This is a genomic window from Pseudoalteromonas sp. H71 (genome assembly GCF_001468485.1).
GTDB lineage: Bacteria > Pseudomonadota > Gammaproteobacteria > Enterobacterales > Alteromonadaceae > Pseudoalteromonas.
Window position 1 is genome coordinate 156,374 of the sequence record NZ_LODI01000001.1, and the last position, 23,836, is coordinate 180,209.

24 protein-coding genes are annotated in these 23,836 nt (G+C 40.7%); 9 read left to right on the forward strand and 15 right to left on the reverse strand.

The annotated features are described in order from the left end of the window. Positions 1-9: 9 nt before the first annotated feature. Positions 10-261, reverse strand: a complete 252-nt coding sequence (locus ATS71_RS00730) for a YgjV family protein (RefSeq protein ID WP_058403091.1) — start codon at positions 259-261, stop codon at positions 10-12. 383 nt (positions 262-644) lie between these two features. Here ATS71_RS00730 and ATS71_RS00735 point away from each other — a divergent pair, with 383 nt between their 5' ends. Next, entirely contained in the window at positions 645-1,301 is a 657-nt protein-coding gene (locus ATS71_RS00735; protein ID WP_008130963.1) for a Crp/Fnr family transcriptional regulator, read from the forward strand. 97 nt (positions 1,302-1,398) lie between these two features. On the opposite strand, the gene ATS71_RS00740 is transcribed toward ATS71_RS00735, so the two are convergent. Beyond that, positions 1,399-1,965 carry a phosphoribosyltransferase gene (locus ATS71_RS00740; protein ID WP_006791881.1) on the reverse strand — a complete coding sequence of 189 codons (567 nt, stop codon included), beginning with the start codon at positions 1,963-1,965 and terminating at the stop codon, positions 1,399-1,401. Between the two features lie 178 nt (positions 1,966-2,143). Continuing rightward, a complete protein-coding gene (pepB, locus tag ATS71_RS00745) occupies positions 2,144-3,433 on the reverse strand; it encodes an aminopeptidase PepB (RefSeq protein ID WP_058403092.1) in 1,290 nt (429 codons plus the stop codon). 113 nt (positions 3,434-3,546) lie between these two features. On the opposite strand from pepB, the gene sfsA reads away from it, so the two are divergent. The 8 genes from sfsA (at position 3,547) to ATS71_RS00785 (ending at position 9,969) form a co-directional block, all read left to right on the forward strand. Beyond that, a complete protein-coding gene (gene sfsA, locus ATS71_RS00750; RefSeq protein ID WP_058403093.1) occupies positions 3,547-4,266 on the forward strand; it encodes a DNA/RNA nuclease SfsA in 720 nt (239 codons plus the stop codon). 300 nt (positions 4,267-4,566) lie between these two features. Beyond that, positions 4,567-5,010 (forward strand): RNA polymerase-binding protein DksA, encoded by a 444-nt coding sequence (gene dksA, locus ATS71_RS00755; RefSeq protein WP_006791878.1) that lies wholly within the window; start codon positions 4,567-4,569, stop codon positions 5,008-5,010. A gap of 18 nt (positions 5,011-5,028) precedes the next feature. Then, positions 5,029-5,931 (forward strand): tRNA glutamyl-Q(34) synthetase GluQRS, encoded by a 903-nt coding sequence (gene gluQRS / locus ATS71_RS00760; protein WP_058403094.1) that lies wholly within the window; start codon positions 5,029-5,031, stop codon positions 5,929-5,931. A gap of 187 nt (positions 5,932-6,118) precedes the next feature. Next, complete coding sequence (gene pcnB, locus ATS71_RS00765) at positions 6,119-7,540, forward strand: polynucleotide adenylyltransferase PcnB (protein ID WP_201020852.1); 1,422 nt, start codon at positions 6,119-6,121, stop codon at positions 7,538-7,540. A 4-nt stretch (positions 7,541-7,544) separates the two neighbouring features. Then, on the forward strand, positions 7,545-8,030 hold the full coding sequence (folK, locus tag ATS71_RS00770) for a 2-amino-4-hydroxy-6-hydroxymethyldihydropteridine diphosphokinase (RefSeq protein ID WP_058403095.1): 486 nt from the start codon (positions 7,545-7,547) through the stop codon (positions 8,028-8,030). 31 nt (positions 8,031-8,061) lie between these two features. Further along, a complete protein-coding gene (gene panB / locus ATS71_RS00775) occupies positions 8,062-8,856 on the forward strand; it encodes a 3-methyl-2-oxobutanoate hydroxymethyltransferase (protein WP_058403096.1) in 795 nt (264 codons plus the stop codon). Then, positions 8,856-9,704 carry a pantoate--beta-alanine ligase gene (gene panC / locus ATS71_RS00780; RefSeq protein WP_058403097.1) on the forward strand — a complete coding sequence of 283 codons (849 nt, stop codon included), beginning with the start codon at positions 8,856-8,858 and terminating at the stop codon, positions 9,702-9,704. Before panB ends, panC begins: the two co-directional genes overlap by 1 nt. 28 nt (positions 9,705-9,732) lie before the next feature. After that, a complete protein-coding gene (locus ATS71_RS00785; protein WP_058403098.1) occupies positions 9,733-9,969 on the forward strand; it encodes a hypothetical protein in 237 nt (78 codons plus the stop codon). Between the two features lie 138 nt (positions 9,970-10,107). Here the strand turns inward: ATS71_RS00785 and ATS71_RS00790 are convergent, their stop codons facing one another. The 12 genes from ATS71_RS00790 to ATS71_RS00845 all read right to left on the reverse strand — a co-directional run bounded on the left by ATS71_RS00790 (position 10,108) and on the right by ATS71_RS00845 (position 23,474). Beyond that, positions 10,108-11,076, reverse strand: coding sequence for a PstS family phosphate ABC transporter substrate-binding protein (locus tag ATS71_RS00790; protein WP_058403099.1), 969 nt, complete (start codon positions 11,074-11,076; stop codon positions 10,108-10,110). Positions 11,077-11,166: 90 nt separating this feature from the next. Then, positions 11,167-12,498, reverse strand: a complete 1,332-nt coding sequence (phoR, locus tag ATS71_RS00795; protein WP_058403100.1) for a phosphate regulon sensor histidine kinase PhoR — start codon at positions 12,496-12,498, stop codon at positions 11,167-11,169. Positions 12,499-12,558: 60 nt separating this feature from the next. Then, positions 12,559-13,248: a phosphate regulon transcriptional regulator PhoB gene (gene phoB / locus ATS71_RS00800; protein WP_006791869.1), complete on the reverse strand. Its 690-nt coding sequence runs from the start codon at positions 13,246-13,248 to the stop codon at positions 12,559-12,561. Between the two features lie 803 nt (positions 13,249-14,051). Next, positions 14,052-15,116: a class II fructose-bisphosphate aldolase gene (fba, locus tag ATS71_RS00805; RefSeq protein ID WP_058403101.1), complete on the reverse strand. Its 1,065-nt coding sequence runs from the start codon at positions 15,114-15,116 to the stop codon at positions 14,052-14,054. A gap of 201 nt (positions 15,117-15,317) precedes the next feature. Then, positions 15,318-16,493, reverse strand: coding sequence for a phosphoglycerate kinase (locus ATS71_RS00810; protein ID WP_058403102.1), 1,176 nt, complete (start codon positions 16,491-16,493; stop codon positions 15,318-15,320). Positions 16,494-16,561: 68 nt separating this feature from the next. Next, a complete protein-coding gene (gene epd / locus ATS71_RS00815) occupies positions 16,562-17,578 on the reverse strand; it encodes an erythrose-4-phosphate dehydrogenase (RefSeq protein WP_058403103.1) in 1,017 nt (338 codons plus the stop codon). Positions 17,579-17,735: 157 nt separating this feature from the next. Next, complete coding sequence (locus ATS71_RS00820) at positions 17,736-17,996, reverse strand: hypothetical protein (RefSeq protein ID WP_058403104.1); 261 nt, start codon at positions 17,994-17,996, stop codon at positions 17,736-17,738. A gap of 26 nt (positions 17,997-18,022) precedes the next feature. After that, entirely contained in the window at positions 18,023-18,754 is a 732-nt protein-coding gene (locus ATS71_RS00825; protein ID WP_058403105.1) for an SIMPL domain-containing protein, read from the reverse strand. 147 nt (positions 18,755-18,901) lie between these two features. After that, positions 18,902-19,525 carry a 3'-5' exonuclease gene (locus ATS71_RS00830; RefSeq protein WP_058403106.1) on the reverse strand — a complete coding sequence of 208 codons (624 nt, stop codon included), beginning with the start codon at positions 19,523-19,525 and terminating at the stop codon, positions 18,902-18,904. Positions 19,526-19,532: 7 nt separating this feature from the next. Further along, positions 19,533-21,371, reverse strand: a complete 1,839-nt coding sequence (locus ATS71_RS00835; protein WP_058403107.1) for a DUF294 nucleotidyltransferase-like domain-containing protein — start codon at positions 21,369-21,371, stop codon at positions 19,533-19,535. A 105-nt stretch (positions 21,372-21,476) separates the two neighbouring features. After that, a partial coding sequence (locus ATS71_RS00840) for a sodium:solute symporter family protein (RefSeq protein ID WP_235591388.1) occupies positions 21,477-23,049 on the reverse strand: 1,573 nt, incomplete at its 5' end. Between the two features lie 161 nt (positions 23,050-23,210). After that, a complete protein-coding gene (locus ATS71_RS00845; protein WP_004586074.1) occupies positions 23,211-23,474 on the reverse strand; it encodes a DUF4212 domain-containing protein in 264 nt (87 codons plus the stop codon). Positions 23,475-23,836: the final 362 nt, after the last annotated feature.

Consider the following 23,836-nt stretch of genomic DNA (forward strand, 5'->3'; position numbering starts at 1 on the left):
CCATGTCATTTAGCTTTTTGGCTGCTGTGCCTCTGGCTGATCAACTTTTGGCTGGCGATATAATTTTACAATGTGATACAAGTTAACCAATGCCAGTAGCGCGTTGGTAAAAACAACAGGAACAGCACCAATAGCTACGCCATAAGCCGTAAACACAATACACCCTAACATGTTGTACCAACGAAGCTTTACTACATCGGTCATAGTGAGTGATGCAACCAATAAAGCTGACGCAATATAGCCTAAATATTCCCAACTCAATTGTTCTCTCCTAACCTTTGGGTTAGCATTATACTAATGCTACATTATTACAGTTGTAAGTATTGCAAAGTAATAGCACTTTGCTTAATTATGAGCGTTATTTAGAGTTTGAAAATAATTGGCTAGTAAGAGAGTAGCTCTCTTATATTAATAATTAAGCGAAGTGACATACGTAAATAAAAAGCTAACTTGCTTAAAAACCTGAAAAAGTTTGCCGGCAAAAAAACCAACAAATTCTTAAATCATTACACGGGAAATGAAGGTAAAATAATACCCATAGCAAAGCTAAAAGTATTAGTAGCAAGTTAGCGTAAATTCTTAATGTGTTAATGCTACCGTCATTAAAACATAATAAATAGGACAAATGTCCGAAGAGCATATTGATGTTTCAATACCATTTTTCTAGTTATCTTGTTGAACAGTTACTCACCTTTGCCGGTAGTAGTTATCAACAATCAAAAAAAGAAGTGCTGATCCATCAAGATCAGCCTTTAAGCAAGCTTGTGCTTGTGCGCAGCGGCACTGTGTCATTTAGTTATGACGTAGGAAACGGACGACGCCTGCTGCTAGGACAACTCGATTGTAATAATACCCTGATAGGCGAAATAGAAGCGCTCAACAACAATCCGTGTATTTATACGGTAACCTGCTTTAGCGATGTAACTTACAACCTGATTGAATTAAGACACTGGCGTGCATTATTGCTCGAAAAACCAGAGCTTAGCTTATACACGGCACAAACGATTGCTGCTAAGTTTCAAGAAAACCAAAAAATCAACTTAGATAAGTTATTACTGCCACTTAGCTATAACATAGCCAAAGACTGCTTACTGAGAGCCGAGAACAACAACCCTACACTGCTTAGAGCCTACCCAACTGTTAACGCTGAGGCTGAACGCTTTGCAACCACTGAGCGAGCTTACAGGCGTGTTGTGACAGAATTAGTCGAAAAGGGCTTAGTGCAAAGAAGCACAACAGGTTTACAAGCGGTCGATATTCCAATGCTTAGTGAATATGTAGATAGCTTTGCGCAGCTTTAAACACGCAATAAAAAAGGCCAATTAAGGCCTTTTTTATTGCCCTAAAAACGAATAATCAGTTCATAAGGCTAAATGTATATTTAATGTGCTAGGTGTATTAGTCTTCTAGTAAAATGTCGTGAATTTTTACTAAGTCAGATTTACCTTCAATAATTTCATCCGGTGTTAAACCCGATAACTCATGCGGGAATACTAACCACTCTTCCGACTCATGAATGTAGTAGTCAGGTACGGTATCTACTTTTGAATTTTTTGGTTTGTAGTATGGACAAGCAATTCGAATATCGCGCGGTAAGTTTAAGCGCATTAGCTCTGAAAGCTTTTCTTTTAGTGCAACAATACTGCGTCCTGAGTCAAATACATCGTCAACAATAAGCAGTGAATCACCCGCATTGGCGTTTTCTACAATGTAATGTAAACCATGTACTTTAATTTCTTTTGATTGTTGGCCAATACCGTAATAAGACGATGTACGCACTGCAATATGGTCAGTTTCAATGCCTTTGTAATCGTAATATTCTTGAACCGCAATACCAATCGGTGCACCACCTCGCCAAATACCTATAATAAAATCAGGACGAAAGCCGTCTTTGTATACTTGTGCCGCTACGCGGAATGAATCTTCAAGTAACTGTTGAGCTGTGATATAGCACTTATCTGACATAGTTAGAAACCCCAGTGGTGGATATAATATTTGAGTGTAGTTTAGAGTAAAACCAAATTAGTCACTCAAACAGGTATTGGCGAGGGATTTTACCGTAAATTAAATAAAATTGCTTGCTTGTGGATCAAAAAAGGCACCAAACGGTGCCTAATTTCTCTGAATAACGTATTTTTTAGCGTTACGCTTTTTCAAGCAACGTACGAGCAACTGTACGCATACCCTGTGTTGTTGCGCCGGCAGCCCACTGGCTTGTGCTACCCATATTAAATGCAGCCGCTAAGTCAATGTGTACCCAACCTTTGCCATCGTTTGGTACAAAGAAGAAGCCAGCAGCATTTGATGCACCGCCATAGCCGCCACCTTTTTGTGCGCGGCTATTAGCCGTGTCAGCATAAGGTGATGGACAGTTTTGTTGGTGCCACTTTTCAAGTGGTAATGGCCAAGCGGCTTCCATTTCTTGAGAAGCAAAGCCTTCAACTTCGCGTGCCAGCTCTTTATCAAGTGCAAACAGCGCATTGTATTCTTGGCCAACAGCAACCAACGCTGCACCTGTTAATGTTGCTGCGTCAATAATTAAAGGTGCGCCCGTTTCGCCGGCAGCCATTAGACCATCGGCAAGCACTAAACGCCCTTCTGCATCGGTGTTTACAATTTCAACGGTTGTGCCATTTTTGTAAGTAAGAATGTCGCCTAATTTGTAAGCGTGGCCAGAAATTAAGTTCTCAGCACAGCATAAAAATAATTTAATACGCTTTTCAATACCACGATTAATAGCAAGTGCTAAACCAGCTGTTACTGTTGCAGCACCGCCCATATCACACTTCATCCCTAGCATGCCTTCGCTTGACTTAATTGAATAACCGCCCGAATCAAACGTAATACCTTTACCCACAAGGGCTGCACTGACTGGTGCGTTATCGTCGCCTGTAGGGTTGTAATCAAGCTCTAACAATACCGGTGGGCGAACACTCCCACGACCAACAGCATGAATACCAATCCATTGTTGCTCTAATAACGCATCGCCTTTAATTATTTGGTAGCTTACGTGCTCAGGGGCCAGTGATTGAATAAACTCAGCGGCTTTTTCTGCAAGGCTTTCAGGGTAAATATCGTCTGCAGTGCCGTTAACCATTTCACGCGCCCACGTTGCTGAGCTTTTTAAATGCGCAAGTTCTTGCAGATCAGATTGTGCGTTATCAACAAACTCAACACCGTTTAATAGTTTAGGTGTGACAAAACCTTGATAAAAAGCCCATTGGCTTTCTGTGCACCATGTATCGCCCGCAAGTTCAACGTATTTAACGCCTTGATTGGCAATAGTACGCGCTGCTTTTTGAACATTTTTTAATGTTTCTTGCTCAGATAAATGAACGGTTGCACCACGTTCGTTAAATGACAACGTTGCGCTTTCGCCCCAATGACTCGGTGCTGCGTGTTCGCTTAGTTGAACAACAAATTTTTCACTCATGTTAGAATATCCTTGCACTTAAATGTGCTGTTGAGTTTACTATAGTGCGCCTAAGTTCCCAACAGCTTGAGATAAATAACACTCATCACACTATTAACCACATTGGACATACCATGAAGTACACACCAGCATTGCAATCGGCCACATTAATTAAACGCTACAAGCGGTTTTTGGCTGATTTAAAACTCGGTGATGGCGCTGAGTTTACCGCGCATTGTGCTAACACTGGAAAAATGACAGGCTGCGCTGAGCCAGGCTTTACTGCTTTTTATTCAACAAGCGATAACGTAAAACGAAAGTATCCACATTCATTAGAGCTGACCCAAAATGATTTAGGGCACCTTATATGTGTTAATACAGCGGTCGCTAATAAGGTGGTAGAAGAAGCAATTAATCATAATGTAATTAATGAACTAACTGGCTATGAGCAACTTCAAAGTGAAGTTAAATATGGCAGTGAAAACAGTCGCATCGACTTTTTACTCACAAGCCCAAATACTAAAAACTGCTACGTTGAAGTTAAATCAGTCACCTTGCTAAGCCAAGATGAACCGCATAGCGGCCAAGGCTATTTTCCTGATGCACAAACATTACGTGGACAAAAACACCTTCGCGAGCTCATTGAAGTGGTCGAACAAGGCCATCGCGCCGTACTACTGTTCGCTGTTTTACATGAAGGTATAAATGCAGTGAGCGCAGCAGCGCATATCGATGAAAAATACGCACAACTTTTACAAAAAGCCATTGCTAGCGGTGTTGAAGTAGTAGTGTATAAAGCACTCATTTGTGAGAATGAAGTGGTGCTTCATAAAAAAATAGCATTTATACAGTAATGTATAACCAAACAATTACATCAGGTAATTAGAACAAACAACGCGATGAAAATGATTGATGCAATAAAAATCAGTTCCAGAGTTAGCCTTGTTTTTTAAAATTTTGCCCATATGTAAAGGCAAGTTTTACAAACCAGTAAGTTAGTTAATTAAGCACCATCATTAACGCACTTTTTACTCGCAAAGCATGGTTGAAGCTAATTCGTATAATTAAAAATAAATTTGCCTAGGGTATAAGTTTCTGTTATTTATACCGCCGGCTAATGCTGAGGCATTAAATTAAGGATTTAGGAGAGAGTTATGCCAGACCAAAAGAAACATGGTTTATTGGCTCAAGCCGGTTTAGAACCATACCAAGAAAAACCAGGCGAAGAGTATATGAATGAAGCACAACGTGCTCATTTCAAAACGATTTTAGAAACTTGGCGTAACGATTTACGTAACGAAGTTGATCGTACAAAGTCGCATATGCAAGACGAAGCTGCTAACTTTCCTGACCCAGTTGACCGCGCTGCACAAGAAGAAGAGTTCTCTTTAGAACTTCGCACTCGTGACCGCGAACGCAAATTAATTAAAAAAATTGAAAAAACAATTATTTTAATTAAAGAAGATGATTTTGGCTTTTGTGAGTCTTGTGGAATCGAAATTGGTATTCGCCGCTTAGAAGCGCGACCAACTGCTGATTTATGCGTAGACTGTAAAACACTTGCAGAAATTAAAGAAAAACAAGCTGGACGCGGCTAATTAACCTCATTAATTAGCATGTCACCTGCAGCCGTTACTGCGCCTATGCGCAACTATCGCGGTCGTTTTGCACCGTCTCCTTCTGGGCCTCTTCATTTTGGCTCACTTGTTGCGGCTGTAGGCAGCTACCTTGATGCAAAATCAAATAAAGGGTCTTGGCTCGTCCGTATCGAAGATATAGACACCACTCGAGTGGTAAAAGATGCCGACACCGATATCCTAAATACCTTACAAGCCTATTGCCTCCACTGGGATGAACCGGTTGTTTATCAAACCAAACGGCTCGATTTATACCAAGACGTCGTCAGCTCACTTGAAAATCAAAAATGTGTTTATGCCTGCCAATGTAGCCGAAAAGAAATAAAAGCATTGGGTGGAATTTATCAAGGCCAGTGTAAAAATCTTGGGCACTCAACCGATTCAGGCGCACTTCGTTTAACACAATGCCATGCAACCACATATTTTAACGATCTGATTCAAGGTGATATCAGTGTTTGTAGTGAGCTGGCCCACGAAGATTACATAATAAAACGAAGTGATGGCTTATTTGCCTACCAATTAGTGGTTGTTGTTGACGATATTGATCAAGGCATAAATCGCATTGTTAGAGGCGCCGATTTAATAGAACCCACAGCACGACAAATCAGTTTATTTAAGCAGCTCAATCATCCTATCCCTGAGTTTGCCCACTTACCTTTAGCCGTTGCCAAGCCGGGCTTTAAACTATCTAAACAAAACTACGCCCCTGCAATTAGTAAAATAGAGCCAAAACCCACATTAATAAGTACCTTTGAATTTTTAGGCTTGCCAACTCATGCTGATTTAATGGATTTAACCACCGAGCAGCTAGTTGAATGGGGTGTAAATACCTTTGAGTTAAAGCAAGTACCTAAAGTTGCTGAAATACAAATTTCTCAGTAGCAAACAACTCAAGTCAACTAATTTACTAAACTGTGTAAATAAAATCGCGAAAAACAGCTTAATTTCAACACATCAACTTAATTTTTAAACCCTGCTGGTATATGATAGCCGCCTAAATATATGCTATTTAAGTAAGACAGTAAGTATTGGGGTTTAATACCACTATTTGCGGTTGTTTTTGATTGCGATGACATGCCAATCAACACCTTCTAGGAGACGGATTATTATTTCCAAGCTTTTTCAATTTTGCCGACAGATAATCGGCCCAAATACGAGTGCTGAAAATGCCTCTGTAAGCAGCGAACCACTAGTAATCACACGCGGTGAGCATGGTATTTCTCGTAAACAATTTAGCCCAAATGCAATCAAAGTGTTATACCGATTAAAAGACGGTGGCTACGATGCCTACCTGGTTGGTGGTTGTATTCGCGATATATTGTTAGGCCAACAACCTAAAGACTTTGATGTAGTCACTAACGCAACACCCGACCAAGTTAAAAAGCTATTTAGGAACTGCCGATTAATTGGTCGCCGCTTTCGTTTAGCGCACATTGTTTTTGGCCGAGAAATTATTGAAGTGGCAACCATGCGTGGCCATCACGAAGCGCCTGAGTCTAAAAACCAAATAAGCCAATCAAGTACTGAAGGGCAATTATTACGCGACAACGTATTTGGTAGCATTGAAGAAGATGCCGAGCGCCGCGATTTTTCAATTAATGCTTTGTATTACTCAATTAACGACTTTAGCATTCACGATTACGCCAATGGTTTGGCCGCTATTAAAGCAAAACAAATTGAGCTTATTGGCGATCCCGAAACACGATACCGTGAAGATCCAGTGCGTATGTTACGCGCTGTACGATTTGCAACAAAGCTTGATATGAGCATTGCGCCTAATAGCGAAAAACCGATTAGCGAGCTTGCCAGCTTACTTGATAATATTCCGCCGGCGCGTTTGTTTGAAGAAGTGCTAAAACTGTTTTTAAACGGTAAGGCCGAAGCTAACTTTTTAATGCTTCGCCAATACGGACTTTTCCGTGCATTATTTCCTGCGCTTGATAAAATTTTAGAAGCTAACCCTAATGGGCTAGAGCATACCTTTGTTCAGCAAATGTTTCAAAATACCGACAAACGCATAAACGCTGATAAAAAAGTAACACCTGCATTTATTTTTGCCGCGCTACTGTGGTTCCCGCTTTTAGCAATAACCAAAAAGCTTCAAGCAGAAGAAAAACTTAGCGAGTACGATGCCTTTGCACAAGCAATGAATAAAGTACTCAGCGAAAGCGCCCAACATATAGCGGTACCAAAACGCTTTACACTGGGTGCTCGCGATATTTGGCACATTCAGCATCGCCTAGATAAACGTGCAGGCCAACGTGCATACAGGTTAACGCAACAACCACGCTTTAAAGCCGCTTACGACTTTTTATTGTTGCGCGTTGATGCGGGTGAAACTGAGCATGAAGAACTTGCACAGTGGTGGACTCAATACCTTAGCCAAGATATTAACGGTCAAAAAGACATGGTTAAAAACTTAGGTCATCAAGGTGGTCCAAAACCGCGTAAACGTTCTCGTCGCCGCGCACCAAGAAAGCCAGCAGAGTAATAACATGAACTGTGTTTATTTAGGATTAGGTGCAAACTTAAACTCACCTAAAAAGCAGCTTGATAATGCGGTTGCGGCACTTAAAAATCTGCCGCATAGCGAGCTTGTAAGCGTGTCTCATTATTACGCAAGTAAGCCCATGGGGCCACAAGACCAGCCAGACTATATTAACGCTGTTGCCTGTATTAATACCCACCTTGAACCAGAGCAGCTACTTGATTTAACTCAAGAAATAGAACTTAAGCATGGCCGTGTAAGAAAAGCAGAACGTTGGGGTCCACGAACGCTAGACATAGATACCCTTTTGTTTGGCAATAAAATTATTAATACCGCACGCTTGACTGTGCCCCATTATGGCTTGAATGAGCGCGAGTTTGTTGTGTATCCGTTGCTTGAACTTGCGCCTGAACTTATTTTACCTAGCGGAATTGCACTAAAAACCATTGCAACTAATTTACCGCTCAACGACTTACAACAATTACCTCTGTAATTAACCTAGGCTTATGCCTGCGAGGAATATTATGTCTAAAATAACCGTTTCTACTTTAAATAAAATGAAAGCAGAAAATAACAAAATCACGGCATTAACCGCTTACGATGCGAGCTTTGCAAAGTTATTTCATGATAATGGCGTTGACGTTATTTTAGTCGGTGACTCGTTGGGTATGGTGCTACAAGGCGGTGATGACACCCTTGGCGTAACCAACCAGGATATTGCTTATCATACTCGCTGTGTACGTGCAGGAAGCCGTGAATTATTTGTTATTGCCGATATGCCATTTATGACTTATTCAAGCGTTAACGACACCTGTAAAAATGCCGCAGAACTTATGCGAGCAGGTGCAAACATGGTAAAACTTGAAGGTGGTGAATGGCTTTACGACAGCATTAAAGCGCTTACTGAACAAGGTATTCCTGTGTGCGGGCACTTAGGCCTTACCCCTCAATCTGTGCATGTATTTGGCGGTTTTAAAATCCAAGGCCGCGAAGAAGACAAAGCACAAAAAATGATTGAAGACGCCAAAGCATTAGAAGCTGCTGGCGCACAATTATTGGTACTTGAGTGTATTCCTAGTGTATTGGCAAAGCGAATCACTGATGCGCTTAGTATTCCAACCATAGGCATTGGTGCGGGTAATGTGACCGACGGTCAAATATTAGTAATGCACGACCTAGTCGGTATTTCGGCAGGTTATATTCCAAAATTTTCAAAAAACTTTTTATTAGAAACTGGCAACATGCCTGCGGCCGTTCAGAAATATTGTACCGATGTAAAAAGTGGCGCTTTTCCAAGCGCTGAACATGAGTTTAAATAATGCAGTCAATTACTGAAATTAAATCACTACGTAGTCAAATTAAAGCCTGGCGACAAGCAGGCTTAAGTGTGGCGTTTGTGCCAACAATGGGCAACTTACATCGAGGACACTTTTCACTCGTTGAAAAAGCAAAAAACGTAGCCGATAAAGTGGTTGTTAGTATTTTTGTAAACCCGATGCAGTTTGGTGCTAACGAAGATTTAGATAATTATCCCCGTACATTATCAGAAGATAAACAAGGCCTTGCAGAGTTAGGTACTGATATAGTATTTACCCCAAGCGTAGACACAATTTACCCAAATGGGCTTGGCGAGCAGAGCTTTGTTGACGTGCCTGGCGTGTCACTTGGGTACTGTGGCGGTTCGCGCCCTGGGCATTTTAAAGGCGTAGCTACGGTTGTTACTAAGCTATTTAACTTGGTGCAACCTGACTACGCTTGCTTTGGTGAAAAAGACTTTCAGCAACTTCAAGTGATTAAAACGATGACTCGCGATCTATCTATACCAGTTGAAATTATTGGCGTACCTACCATGCGTGAAATATCTGGTTTGGCAATGAGTTCACGTAATGGCTACTTATCAGACGAGCAAAAAATAACAGCCACCGCTTTATTTAAAGCGCTAACCCATTGTGCCGAGCAGCTTAAGCAAGGCAATAAAGATTTCACCGCGCTTAAAACTCGCGCTAAACAAAGCCTAGAGCAAGCTGGCTTAAAACCAGACTATTTTGAGATAGCTCAACGAGATACCTTAAAAACTGCTACACTCGATGATAACCATTTTGTTATTTTAGCCGCAGCCTTTTTAGGCTCTGTTAGATTAATTGACAACATGCAGGTCGATATTTAATTTATTGAGCTCACTTTAAGGATTAAAAATGCATATATTAATAAAAACAAGCGTAGTTGCCCTCACTTTTTTTGTTTTAGCGGGTTGTCAGAATCACGTTGAAAATGCTGAGATGAACCAATGTGCTCAACAAAATTTTCGCTGTGAAAGCACCTGTGATCAGCAAACAACGGCTGAAGGTCTTAAGCAACAAGTGTGCTCTGCAAAATGTGTAGAAACATACAATCAATGTAAAGCACGCGCTGAAAAGTTAGGTGGTATTTAATTCCCTCAAGCTTAAAATTTTAGACACAAAAAAACCGCTCAATATTGAGGTTTTTTTGTGTCTAAAATTACAACCTAACACTTATTCCATGTAATTTTCAGGTAAATCAATGAGCGGTTTTTTTATTGCTTGGATTTATTATTTTAAACCTAGCTTTTTAAGCTCTACTTCAACTAACTTTGCAGAAAGAGGCACATAACCGTCTTTTTCTACAATTTGTTGACCGTCTTTTGAAAGAATCATTTTTAAGAATTCAGCTTCCATTGGAGACAAGGCTTTATTTGGGTGCTTATTAACATATACGTATAAAAAGCGAGAAAGTGGGTATTTGCCTTGCGCAACGTTATCAAGTGTTGCATCAACAAAGTTAGTACCTTTTTTAGATAATGGAACTGTACGTACACCTGACGTTTTGTAACCAATACCTGAGTAACCAATTGCATTTAATGAAGACGAAATTGATTGTACTACAGACGCAGAACCCGGTTGCTCGTTTACATTGTTGCGGAAGTCACCTTTACACAGTGCTTTTTTCTTAAAGTAACCGTAAGTGCCCGATACAGAGTTACGTCCGTATAATTGAATATCACGAGCTGCCCAGCTACCTTCAAGGCCCACATCGCTCCAACGGTTAACTTGCTCTGGCGCACCACATTTACGAGTTGATGAGAAAATAGCATCAACTTGGTCAATACGAAGACCTTCAATTGGGTTATCTTTATGTACGTAAACAGCAAGTGCATCAATAGCTACGCGAACTGCCGTTGGTTTGTAACCGTAACGTTTTTCAAACGCTTCGATTTCTTTTGATTTCATTGCACGGCTCATTGGACCTAGGTTAGCTGTACCTTCGGTTAATGCTGGAGGTGCTGTAGAAGAACCTGCCGCTTGAATTTGAATGTTTACATTTGGGTAAATACGTTTGTACTCTTCAGCCCAAAAAGTCATCATGTTAGCTAAAGTGTCAGAACCTACTGATGAAAAGTTGCCTGATACGCCGCTGATTTTTTGATACTCAGGAATGTCTTGATCTAAAGCCACTGCTTGAGCAGATACGAAAGTTGTAACAGCCACACCCATTGCGGCAACTAAGTTTTTAAATTTCATGTGGGTTCTCCGATTTGTTCGTCCCATTTTCTAACTGCTGCTCACTCTAAAGCGAGTACATGACAATGATATGACTCTTAAATGACACTTTTATGACTTTACTGGATCTTGTTGTTTATTTATCAAATCAACAATCTTATCTGTTGAAAAATAGAAAGAAAAACAAGAGCCTTTACCCACTTCACTCGTAATATTTAATTTACTATCGTGTCGTGTTAATACATGTTTTGTAATTGCCAACCCTAAACCTGAGCCACCGGTGGTTCTGCTTCGTGCTTTATCAACACGATAAAAGCGCTCAGTAAGTCGGTTAATATGCTCTGCAGCAATACCATCACCGTTATCAATAACAGTAAAACAAGCCATATTATTTTTACGAAGCCAACTAACTTGTATTTTCCCACCTGGTTTAGTGTAATGAATAGCATTAAATACTAGGTTAGAAAACGCACTGCGTAGTTCATCTTCAGAGCCTTTAATGTCTAGTGTGCTATCTATATCAAATATTAATTCGTGACCTTTATCTTGGTTAATTGACTGAGCCTCAGTTTGAATATAACCCAGTAACTGGGGCACATTAATGGCTTTATCGTTATCTTGTCGGCGTGAGCCTTCTATGCGGGAAAGAGATAATAACTGGCTTACCAAGCTATCCATGCGTTTACACTGCTCAAGCATCGTCGTTTGTGCTTTATTCCACATTGCTGGGGGCGGTAAGTTATCGCTGTCCATCATTTCTAGATAGCCTGTAACCACCGTAAGCGGCGTACGCAACTCATGCGACACATTGGCAACAAAGTCTTTACGCATTTGTTCAAGCTGCTTTAAACGGGTTACGTCGCGCACCACAACCATTAGCTGTGTGGTTGCATAAGGCATTACCCTAAACTCAAGTACTTGTTCAATAGCATGACCGTTATCAAGCTCTAGTGCTTCGTCAAAATTCCCCTTGTGCATATATTTTGCAAACTTAGGTTCGCGTATTAAGTTATCAAGACGTTGTCCATGATCGGTTGGCCACTGAAGTCCTAACACTTTAAGCGCCAGTTGATTACACCACACAATGCTTAAATCATTTTGAAGCACAATAACGGCATCGGGTACCGCTTCGGCCCCATCACGAAATCGCCTAATTAAATCGGCCAGTTCATTTCGTTTTTTACGGTTACGGTGTTGCAGATGGTAAATACCTTCAAACACCTGCTCCCATGCCCCTTCTCCTTCAGGCGGGTTGAAACTGCGCTGATTTAAAAGCCAATCGCTCAAACGGTATAATTGATGATAATGCCAAACAAGAAGTGAAAAAGAGCCTAAAAATAAAAGCAAAAAAGGTGCGCCAACAAGCACACCAATTAATAATAAGGGCAAAAAATAGATAAACAGGCGTTTAATTAACGCCTGTTTATTAACAACTCGATACATACACTCACTTTACCTTAGAGTAGTCATACACGTATAAAACTAAGCTGGTGATGAAGTAGGTTATAGTTTACTTGAAAAACGATACCCTGCACCACGAACGGTTTGAACCAGACGATCGTGTCCTAATGGGCCAATTGCTTTGCGTAAACGACGAATGTGAACATCAACAGTACGATCTTCAACATACACATTGGTTCCCCACACATGATCTAACAATTGTTCACGGCTGTAAACCCGTTCAGGATGAGTCATAAAAAAGTGAAGGAGCCTGAATTCTGTTGGCCCCATATCAAGCTCATTACCTTCAGAGGTAACACGGTGAGAAATTGGGTCTAAACGCAAGCCATGCACTTCAATAGCTTCTTCTAAAGACGTTGGTGACACACGGCGAATAACCGCTTTAATACGCGCCATTAATTCTTTTGGCGAAAACGGTTTAGTCACGTAATCGTCAGCGCCTACTTCTAAGCCACGTACTTTATCTTCTTCTTCGCCGCGGGCTGTAAGCATAATAATAGGTATTTGGCGCGTGTGCTCGTTTTGCTTAAACTTTTTAGCAATTTGAATACCGCTTCCGCCAGGCAACATCCAATCAAGCAATACCATATCGGGGTAAGGCTCAACCATTGCAGCAATAGCAGAATCATAATCTTCAGCTTCAATTGCCTGAAATCCATTTTGCTCTAATACAAAAACAAGCATCTCTCTGATAGGCGCTTCGTCGTCTACGACTAGTACTTTACGTGACATTCCAATTTATCTCTTAAGCTATCGAATAAGTTTTCATTATTATGACTAAGTATTACATTTTTATGAAAGTGTAACGTGTAAATTAAAATCGGGGTAAAAAAAAGCCAAATTAATAATAAAAACCTCATTCCTGTCACAAATTTATATATTTTAAAATTGATTAACGTTATTAGGGTCTGTTGTTCTTTGCGCATTAAAATTCGTTCGAACTAGGGCTATTTAATCGCGGCGCGAGGTTTGTAATCTAGTGGGCCCGATAACTGCTTCTGCGTTATTCTAGTGGCTTACATACATATAAGAATAGGTAAACTAGGTAAAGCTTCCGCGTCCTGCTCACGCCACTTACCTACATCTATGTAGGTAACAAAAAACTAGATAAACCCTCGTGTTAGCACTTTGCAAAACTAACTTTTTAATATGATCGAATACTGAGATCATTACTTTACTAAGTCTGCCTATGTTTGCAATTACTCAGATTTGAATAGATCTTGATTTTACTAAGCTTAACTTCAAAGATCAGATTTTTACCAAGGTGATCAATTTTGAGATCAACGCTCTACCTACTCAAAAAGTTAAGCTGTTGATTGTTTGTGCAAATTAAAAAAGATCTGATTACTTTTAATGCTAAATAAAACGAAAAATTTAATTAACTTAGTAAAGTAATGATCCAAAAAAGCCTGTGTTAGTAAATGAGTGATCCCTAATAACACAGTTGGTAATTGAATGATCTGCTATGGGCTGGTAATAAAAAAGCCAGTAATACTATTACTGGCCTTTAAATATTGATGAGTTTAATCGATCGATTATTTGATCTGTGGTGCTAACTCGCCGCTTAAGTACTTAAGATGCATGTCATCTAGAGAAATTGGTTTAATTTTACCTGCCTGCCCTGCCGTTCCAAACGAGTTGTAACGCGCAACACAAATCTCTGTCATCGCTTTTGTGGCTTCTGCTAGATATTTACGTGGATCAAAGTTAGATGGGTTAAGCGCTAAATGACGACGAATAGCACCTGTAGACGCTAAACGTAAATCGGTATCAATATTTACCTTACGAACACCGTGCTTAATACCTTCAACAATTTGCTCAACTGGCACACCGTAGGTTTCAGGAATCTCGCCACCGTACTGGTTTATGATCTCTAACCATTCTTGTGGTACAGACGACGATCCATGCATTACTAAATGCGTGTTTGGAATTCGAGCGTGAATCGCTTTAATACGATCAATTGCTAAAATATCGTCCGTTGGTGGGCGTGTAAATTTGTAAGCCCCGTGCGATGTACCACATGCAATAGCAAGGGCATCAACATGGGTTTTATTTACAAAGTCTGCTGCTTCTTCAGGGTCAGTTAGCATTTGGTCGGTCGTTAATTTACCCTCTGCGCCAACACCATCTTCTTCACCGGCTTCACCTGTTTCAAGTGAACCTAATACACCTAACTCGCCCTCAACCGATACGCCACAGGCATGTGCCATAGCAACGGTTTCGCGAGTAACTTCAACGTTGTATTCATAGCTTGAAGGCGTTTTACCATCACTCATTAACGAGCCATCCATCATTACTGATGAAAAACCAAGTTGGATTGAACGCTGACAAACACCCGGTGAGGTGCCGTGATCTTGATGCATTACCACGGGGATATGTGGCCACTCTTCAACGGCTGCTAAAATCATATGGCGAATAAATGGTGCACCGGCGTAAGCACGTGCGCCCGCTGATCCTTGAACGATTACTGGGCTGTTTGTTTTGTCAGCCGCTTCCATTATTGCGCGCATTTGCTCTTGGTTATTCACGTTAAAAGCGGGGACGCCGTAACCATGCTCAGCTGCATGATCTAAAAGTTGTCGCATACTGATTAAAGCCATTGGGTATTCTCCAATTTATCGATAGCATTTCACTGCCATCTAGTTTGAACGGATGTGTTAGTTTGGCGTTTGAATAACACCACGAAAAATCACTGCTCAGCAGTAAAATTACGTCAAAATCAGTTATTAAATTAGGGTGAGAGGTATTTAATAACTAATTGTCGGCGAGGGTTTCCCCTCACCTTACACGGCTAAATAAATTTATTTAGCACGCGACTCTAGCATTTCCACTGCTGGAAGTTTTTTGCCTTCTAAAAACTCTAAGAACGCACCACCACCGGTAGAAATGTAAGAAACTTTATCGGCAATGCCGTATTTATCAATTGCAGCTAAGGTATCACCGCCACCCGCAATTGAAAATGCGTTTGAGTTAGCAATTGCTTGAGCAATAGCACGTGTGCCGTTACCAAACTGATCGAACTCAAATACACCTACAGGACCATTCCATACCACCGTGCCAGCATTTGCAATAATTTTAGCAAGTTGGCTGGCAGTATCTGGGCCAATATCAAAAATCATATCGTCACTAGTTACTTCGCTTACATCTTTAAGCGTAGCAACTGCTGACTCTGAAAACTCATTACCTACAACTACATCGGTAGGAACTGGAATTTCACCATCGTTTGCTTTAGCTGCTGCACATAGACGATTTGCTTCATCCATTAAATCAGCTTCAAAAAGTGATTTACCTACCGGGTTGCCTGCAGCTGCAATAAACGTATTAGCAATCCCGCCGCCTGTTACTAGCTGATCTACAATTTTAGAAAGCGAGTCTAATACTGTTAGTTTAGTTGAAACTTTTGAACCACCAACAATAGCCACTAATGGGCGAGCAGGGTTATCAAGTGCTTTGCCTAGTGCTTCAAGTTCAGCCGATAGTAATGGGCCTGCACAGGCTACATCTGCAAATAAGCCAACGCCATGAGTAGAGGCTTGTGCGCGGTGAGCTGTACCAAAGGCATCCATTACGTATACATCACATAATGCTGCAAGTTGTTTTGATAACGTTTCGTCGTTTTTCTTCTCGCCTTTGTTAAAGCGCACGTTTTCAAATACAACCACTTCGTTATCAGCTACATCTACGCCATTTAAGTAGTCTTTTTCAAGACGTACTGTTTGCTCTAAGGCATCGTTTAAATAGTCAGCTACAGGGGCAAGCGAGTATTCTTCATCGTATTCCCCTTCCGTAGGACGGCCTAGGTGTGACATAACCATTACTTTAGCACCTTTCTCAAGCGCTAATTTAATAGTAGGTAGTGCAGCGCGAATACGCGCATCTGACGTCACTTTACCTGCTTTAACTGGTACATTTAAATCTTCACGAATTAATACGCGTTTGCCGTTTAAATCTAAATCTGCCATTTTTATGACCGACATGAATATCTCCTTAGTTAACGATACTGAACCTGAAAAATACGTTTTAAATTATTATACTAAATATAAAATTAGTGGCTTACAGCAACCATCGCACGCGCGGTGTCGAGCATACGGTTTGCAAATCCCCACTCGTTATCACACCAAACAAGTAACTTTATCAGCCGTTTGTGACTAACACGTGTCTGTGTGCCATCAATAATACAAGAATGTGGATCGTGATTAAAATCAACCGATACAAGCGGCTCTTCGGTGTAACTTAAAATACCTTCTAAGCGGTCTTTCGCTTGTGCTTTGAGTGCATTATTTACTGCATTTAAATCAACATCGGCGTTAACCGTTACACTTAAATCCATCGCCGTAACATTAATTGTTGGTACACGCACAGCAATGGCTTCAAAGCGGCCTTCAAATTTAGGTAATATGCGGTCTATACCACGCGCAAGTTTTGTATCTACCGGAATAATAGACTGACTCGCAGCACGGGTACGGCGTAAATCATGATGGTACGCGTCAATCACTTGTTGATCGTTCATCGACGCGTGAATGGTAGTAATAGCACCCGACTCAATACCAAACGCATCATCTAAAACCTTTATAACTGGCACTACACAGTTAGTAGTACACGAGCCGCTAGATACAATAGTGTGCTCGCTTTTAAGCTCATCGTCGTTTATGCCGTAAACAATAGTGGCATCTACGTCGTTATCAGCCGGATGCGAAAACAACACCTTTTTAGCACCAGCGGTAATGTGTAATTGTGCATGCTCACGCGAGTGATAAACACCGGTACATTCAAGTACAACGTCTACATCAAGGGTTTGCCAAGGTAACTCTACTGGGTTTTCTTCACAAAAAAGTGCAATGGTATCGCCTGCCACACTAATGGTGTCTTCACCAAGTTTTACAGGAAAAGAAAAACGACCGTGGGACGTGTCGTATTTTAATAAATGAGCAATAGCTTCAGGGTCAGCAAGTTCGTTAATCGCAACAATTTTAATCTCGTTGCTCAAACCTGACTCGTATAACGCGCGGACAATATTTCGACCAATACGACCAAAACCATTAATTGCAAGTTTGATTGCCATGAAATATAAAATCCACTCTTTTAGCGTGCAGATAAAGGCTATGTGCCTTTTAGATGGTTGTATTGTAATCGACCTTGCGCCTGATTATAAGAGGGGGCGATCAGAAACTTTAAATTAACGTTTAAAATAACCCCCTATCACTCACATTAAAACTTGTTCATAGCCCGCTGCCGTTGTATGTGCTCGTACCAGAAGATGTTCCTCCACCAAAGCTTTTAGGCGGACTTTTGGGCTTATCCTGTGAGCGATAAAATAACCATAAGCCAACCGCAGCAAAAAACGGAATTAACCAAACCAATATTACTTGCACTACTTTTTGAAACACCTCTAAATCATCGCGCTTTATCAGAAGAACACTAACGATGACGTTCAGTAATACAATGACACCAAACCCAATATAAAAATAATTTAATTCCATTACTCTAATGCCTCCTACCCTAATTGTTATTTTATCTCTAAATCAAACACCACGTTTATAGATGATTTAAATGTAATCGTTTCTTGCAGGTATCTACCTTGCTCGAATGAATTTCTAGTAACTTTAGAGCCGGTCACAACTATTCGCTCAAAACTATCTGCGCCATAACCATAACTTGAACGGTTAAAATTTGAATTAATACTGTAAATTTGTCCAAGTTCTGCCCCAAATGCTTTAGCAAGTTCGCTTGCTTTAACTATAGCGTTTTCTATTGCGCCTTGTGTTGCTTCAGCTTCTAATTGCGCAGCTTTTGAAGACATAAGCTCAATATTCGTCACTTCATTAATTTTTACACTTAGTGCAAAATCGATAAAATCGTTCACTTTTTCAATATCTCTTAATGTTACTTTAAGTGTTCTTGTTGCTACATACCCTGCATTAATTGCTGTACCACTCTCAACATTAAACATATCGTCATCATTATGAGTTAACAGGCTCGAAGCAAAAACATCAGTCTCCTTAACACCATACTTGCTTAACCCTTTAAGTAACAAATTCACTCGGTTATCAACATCACGTTTAGCATCAAGTGATTTGTCTTTAAAGCTTATTACTTCAAAAGAAACTTGAGCCATATCGGGCTTTGCTAATACCTCTGCAGTGCCCTGCATTGCAATATGACGATTAGCAGGCACGCTTGAATTAGCAAAAGTGATAAGTGGTGAAAAGAGTAGAAAAATAGTAATAATAAGTTTCATATTCGTTCCTTGGAGTAACTTGGAGTAATCAGTTAAATAATGACGATATAACTGTACCTATAGTCATACTAATAACTATAAAAGTAAACTGCTCTTTATTGTAAGCGGGAGTTTATCTCGCGCGGCATCCCCCCGCCTTCAGCCAACCTACGTCAGCTCACCTACTTTTAGCTTTTTACCACAACTTATTTGATGACATTGGGCTAAAAGCAGCTCAGCTGTCGCTTGTGCATCGGTAAGCGCATGATGGCAATGATAGCTTGGTAACTCATAGCGAGTGCGGCATGCGTTTAGGGTTAAATCGTCTTGTTTTATTTCAGTTGATTGGTTAAGTAGCCGCTTTTTTTCTATGTGGAGGGTATCGAGTATTAGTTTAGGGCGGGTGGTTATATTGGCTTGTTTTAAAGCAACTTTTAAAAACCCCCAATCAAGAGCTGCATTATGGAACACTAAAATACAATCGTTAAAATGGGCGCTTAAGCTTTTTAAAATACTGTTTAAGCTACGCCCATTAGTAATGGCCTCGTTACTAATGCCATGAAAAATAGGGCTTTGTTCTAGGCTTTTTACGTCTTTATTAATAAAATGCTGCGACTCACTCATTTTTATACATTGATTATCAATCACAACCCATGCAACCGACACTATTTCGTGCTGTTTTGGGTCAAGCCCCGTGAGCTCTAAATCAATCACTAAATAGCGCTGCGATAATGCATTTTGTGCCAGTAGTTGACGGCGTTTTATATACCGCGTAAGTAGCGTTTTTACCATGTGAGCCTCACAAACTGCCTCGCGCAAATTTAAACGCCGCGCCTTGCTGTGCTTGTTTTACCAGATAAAAAGCCTCTTTAAGCTGATGACGCTCTAATGAGTTTAACTTGTTAGGGTTTATGCAGTTACTTGGGAGCCCTTCTTCATTTATTTGTGTACTTAAGCGCAGTTGGGTTAAAAAACGCCAACAGTCTTTTAAGTTGTAAATATCGTCTTTATTGATGAGGTTATACTTTAATAATGCTTCTAGGCGCTCTTGAGTGTTAGCACGTTTGATACCGGCTTTTAATGCGTATAAACGCACAATGTCGTTAATAATCACCACGCCGCGTTTTTTCAAGTCTATGTATTTATGGTTGTTGTCATCTTTTTGTGTTTTAAACTTGTTAAACAGCCCTATGGGCACGCTGTTGTTATTTATATCGGTCGCCATGGCAGCATAAAATAAATCGTTTCGCGATATACGCACTAATTGCTCACAAAATGCGGTGTATAACGAATTTGATCCTTCTATAAAACGTAAATCAAAAAATATTTTACAGTTAAGCATGGCTTCGGGAGTTGGGCTTTTTATCCATTTAAAAAAACGCTCCGACCAATCGTTTACGCTCATGCGGCATAAATCACTACTTGCCATAATGTTACCAGGGCAACGCCTAATACCGCATTCAACTAAATGCTCACAAACAAACTCTCCCATTTTTTTAAAATAAGCATGTTGTTCTTGGGTTAAATCGTTGGGAAGCAGTAGGCCGTTATCTTGATCCGAGTGCAGTGTTTGCTCTTCTCGTGCCTGTGAGCCAAAACAAATAAAGCTAAAACTGGTTGGCGCTGCGCCATGATCTTCTTGAAATAACCTGATCAAGCGCGATGTTAGCGCATCGGTTAATCCACTTAGTAGTTTTCCAATAAGTGAAATATCGTCGATATTATGAGAAAAGCTCTTAAGTAAATCGGGTACCTCTTTTGCGTAACGTTTTAAATCGGTCACGTTATGCGCTTTATAAATGCGGCCAATGAGTTGCACAGGGTCACTTTTTTGTTGGCGCAGTAAATCAGTGCTAGTAAGCATACCTATAGGATTATGGCTTTCATCAAGCACTGGCAAGTGGTGAATATTATATTTGAGCATTAAATGTAGTGCAGAAAAAACACGGTTGTTTTCAAATATAAATTTAGGATTTGTGGTCATTATGCTACTAACTGCATCTTGTGGGTCGACTTCGTCGGCAAGCACACGATTACGCAAATCGCGGTCTGTGACCACGCCAACTAAATGGGCATGTTGAATAACCATGATTGACGATACACCGTGCTCTTTCATTTTTTTAGCGCTTTGGCGAATACTCGCATCGGGCGAAAGTGTAATGGCTGTGCGGGTCATGAGTTCAGATATTCTGCGCTCTGACCAACTGTCGTTTTTACTTTTATAATGTGATGAGAGTAAACGGTTTGCGTGAGCTCTTACAAAATATTGCTCAAACGGTTTGTACTCTCGGCGTAAAAAATCAAAGTGTTCTTGGTTGAGCATATACACTATGCCCTCTTTTTGAACCGCCAATTTATTTTGTATGGCCTCGCCGGTTAAAAGCGAGGGAAAACCAAAATAATCACCTTGCGCTAAACGCGTTACTACATTGCCTTTTGCATCAACTAAATCGTAAAGGCCTGAACGAATTAAAAATAGCTTTGGGTGTTCACTTTGCAGCCACTGCGCCTGATTTTCTCGCGTTAAATAAATAACATCAAGATGGTTTACAAAATAGTCGCAAGCACTGCTATCAAGCATGCTAAATGGCGCCTGAAGGTAAACATATTGGGCCACTTCTTGTTGTTCTACACTCATTGTTACACTCACTAAAAAGTATACACAGCACCAATGTACTCATTATTTATACAAATAAAAAGCCCGACTAAAGTCGGGCTTTTGGTACTTTACATATAAGTTGGCTTAATGCGCGTGCGCTTCTGCCGACCCTTTAGGATTACGAATACCTTCTACCATTTCTTGTATTTCAACTGGTGTTGGCTGAGTGAATTTCAGTACTACGGCAGCAACAACAAAGTTAATTACCATACCGACTAAACCTATACCTTCAGGCGAAATACCTAAGAACCAGTTCTCTGGGCTGTTAAGCTCTGGGCTCACAAATTTAAAGAAGATAATATACGCAGCGGTAAAACCAATACCCGTTATCATGCCTGCAATAGCGCCTTCTCTGTTCATTGTTTTAGAGAATATTCCCATGATAATTGCTGGGAAGAAACTCGCCGCGGCTAAACCAAAGGCAAAGGCCACCACCGACGCTACAAAGCCAGGCGGATTAATACCAAAGTAAGCAGATATAACAATGGCAATCATCGCGGCTAATCGTGCGGCCAGTAGCTCTTGTTTATCACTTATATCGGGTTTCAGAGTACGTTTGAGTAAATCGTGCGAAACAGAAGTCGAAATAACCAGTAGTAAACCCGCTGTTGTCGACAGTGCTGCAGCAATCCCCCCTGCGGCTACAAGTGCAACAACCCATGCAGGTAAATTAGCTATCTCAGGATTAGCCAATACCATAATATCGCGGTCTACTTTTACTTCATTTGCGCTATTTGGATCTTCTATTTTACCTGCTGTGTAGAACATTTTGCCGTCACCATTTTTATCATTAAACGTGATTAGGCCTGTGCGTTCCCAGTTTTTGATCCATGCTGGCGCTTCTGCATACGCTGTACCGCTGCCGTCTTTACCATTGATTGTGTCAATCATGTTTACACGTGCAAATGAGGCAACCGCCGGTGCTGTAGTATAAACAATAGCAATAAATACTAACGTCCATGCTGCTGAGATACGCGTATCTTTCACGCGTGGTACAGTGAAAAAGCGAACAATTACATGTGGTAAACCTGCAGTACCCACCATTAATGCACCCGTAATGGCAAATACGTCAATCATACTTTTTGAACCTTCGGTGTATTGAGCAAAACCAAGTTCTGCGCTTAACCCATCAAGTTTATCAAGCACATACATACCCGAACCGTCACTCAATGTGGCACCAAAGCCTGTTTGTGGAAAAAAGTGACCCGTCATCATCATCGAGATAAAAATAGCCGGTACAAGGTAGGCAAATACAAGTACACAATACTGCGCTACTTGCGTGTAGGTAATGCCCTTCATGCCGCCAAGAACCGCATAGAAGAATACAATCACCATGCCAATGTAAACACCGGTTTCAATTTCTACTTCTAAAAAGCGAGAAAACACAACGCCTACGCCGCGCATTTGCCCTGCAATGTAAGTAAAACAAATGAATATGGCACATAAAATTGCGACTAAACGTGCTGTGCGCGAGTAGTAACGGTCACCAATAAAGTCAGGCACCGTGAATTTGCCGAATTTACGTAAGTAAGGCGCTAAACACATAGCGAGCAATACATAGCCGCCTGTCCACCCCATTAAGTAAACGCCGCCATCATACCCTGCGAACGAAATAATGCCTGCCATAGAAATAAATGACGCGGCGCTCATCCAATCGNTGCGGTTGCCATACCATTAGCAAGTGGAGGCACGCCGCCGCCCGCTACGTAAAATTCGTTAGTTGAACCCGCACGGGCCCAAATTGCAATGCCGATATAAAGCGCAAAGCTTAAACCGACGATTATAAATGTGAGTGTTTGAACATCCATTGCTTAGCTCCTATTCGTCTACGCCGTATTTTTTATCTAACGTATTCATTTTGAAAACGTACACAAAAATCAAAGCAACAAAGGTGTAAATCGCGCCTTGCTGGGAGAACCAGAAGCCAAGTTTAAACCCAAAAAAACGTACTTCATTAAGTACATCAACCAGTAATATGCCAAAGCCAAATGAGACCACAAACCACACTGCGAGTAGTTTAAACAGTAGTGAAATGTTTTCTGCCCAATAAGCTTTTGCTTGTTCTTCGTCTTTAAAAGCCATTTTTATTTTCCCCTTTAAGCACCGCAGTATCGCGATGGGTGGTTTTTTATCTTCGCTAATCAATTTAGCAACGCAGCTCACATATTGAATTGAGACCATAGTCGTAACAGCTAATTAACGTTTACGTAAACTGTATTTAACCTGCTTGATGAAAGCTGTTCTTTTTATTTAATATCAGCATGTTACGCTCACAGCACCTGCTATGTTTGTTGCCTAGTTACCGAGCAACTCATAAATGCGACATTAGTCTAATACGCGGCCGACTTTATTTTTTATTGTTATTATTCAGTAAGATAAATTTAAGTTTTATTAAACAATATAAAATCAGCCCTCACACTTAAGCTCAGTTCTGGTATTGTGTA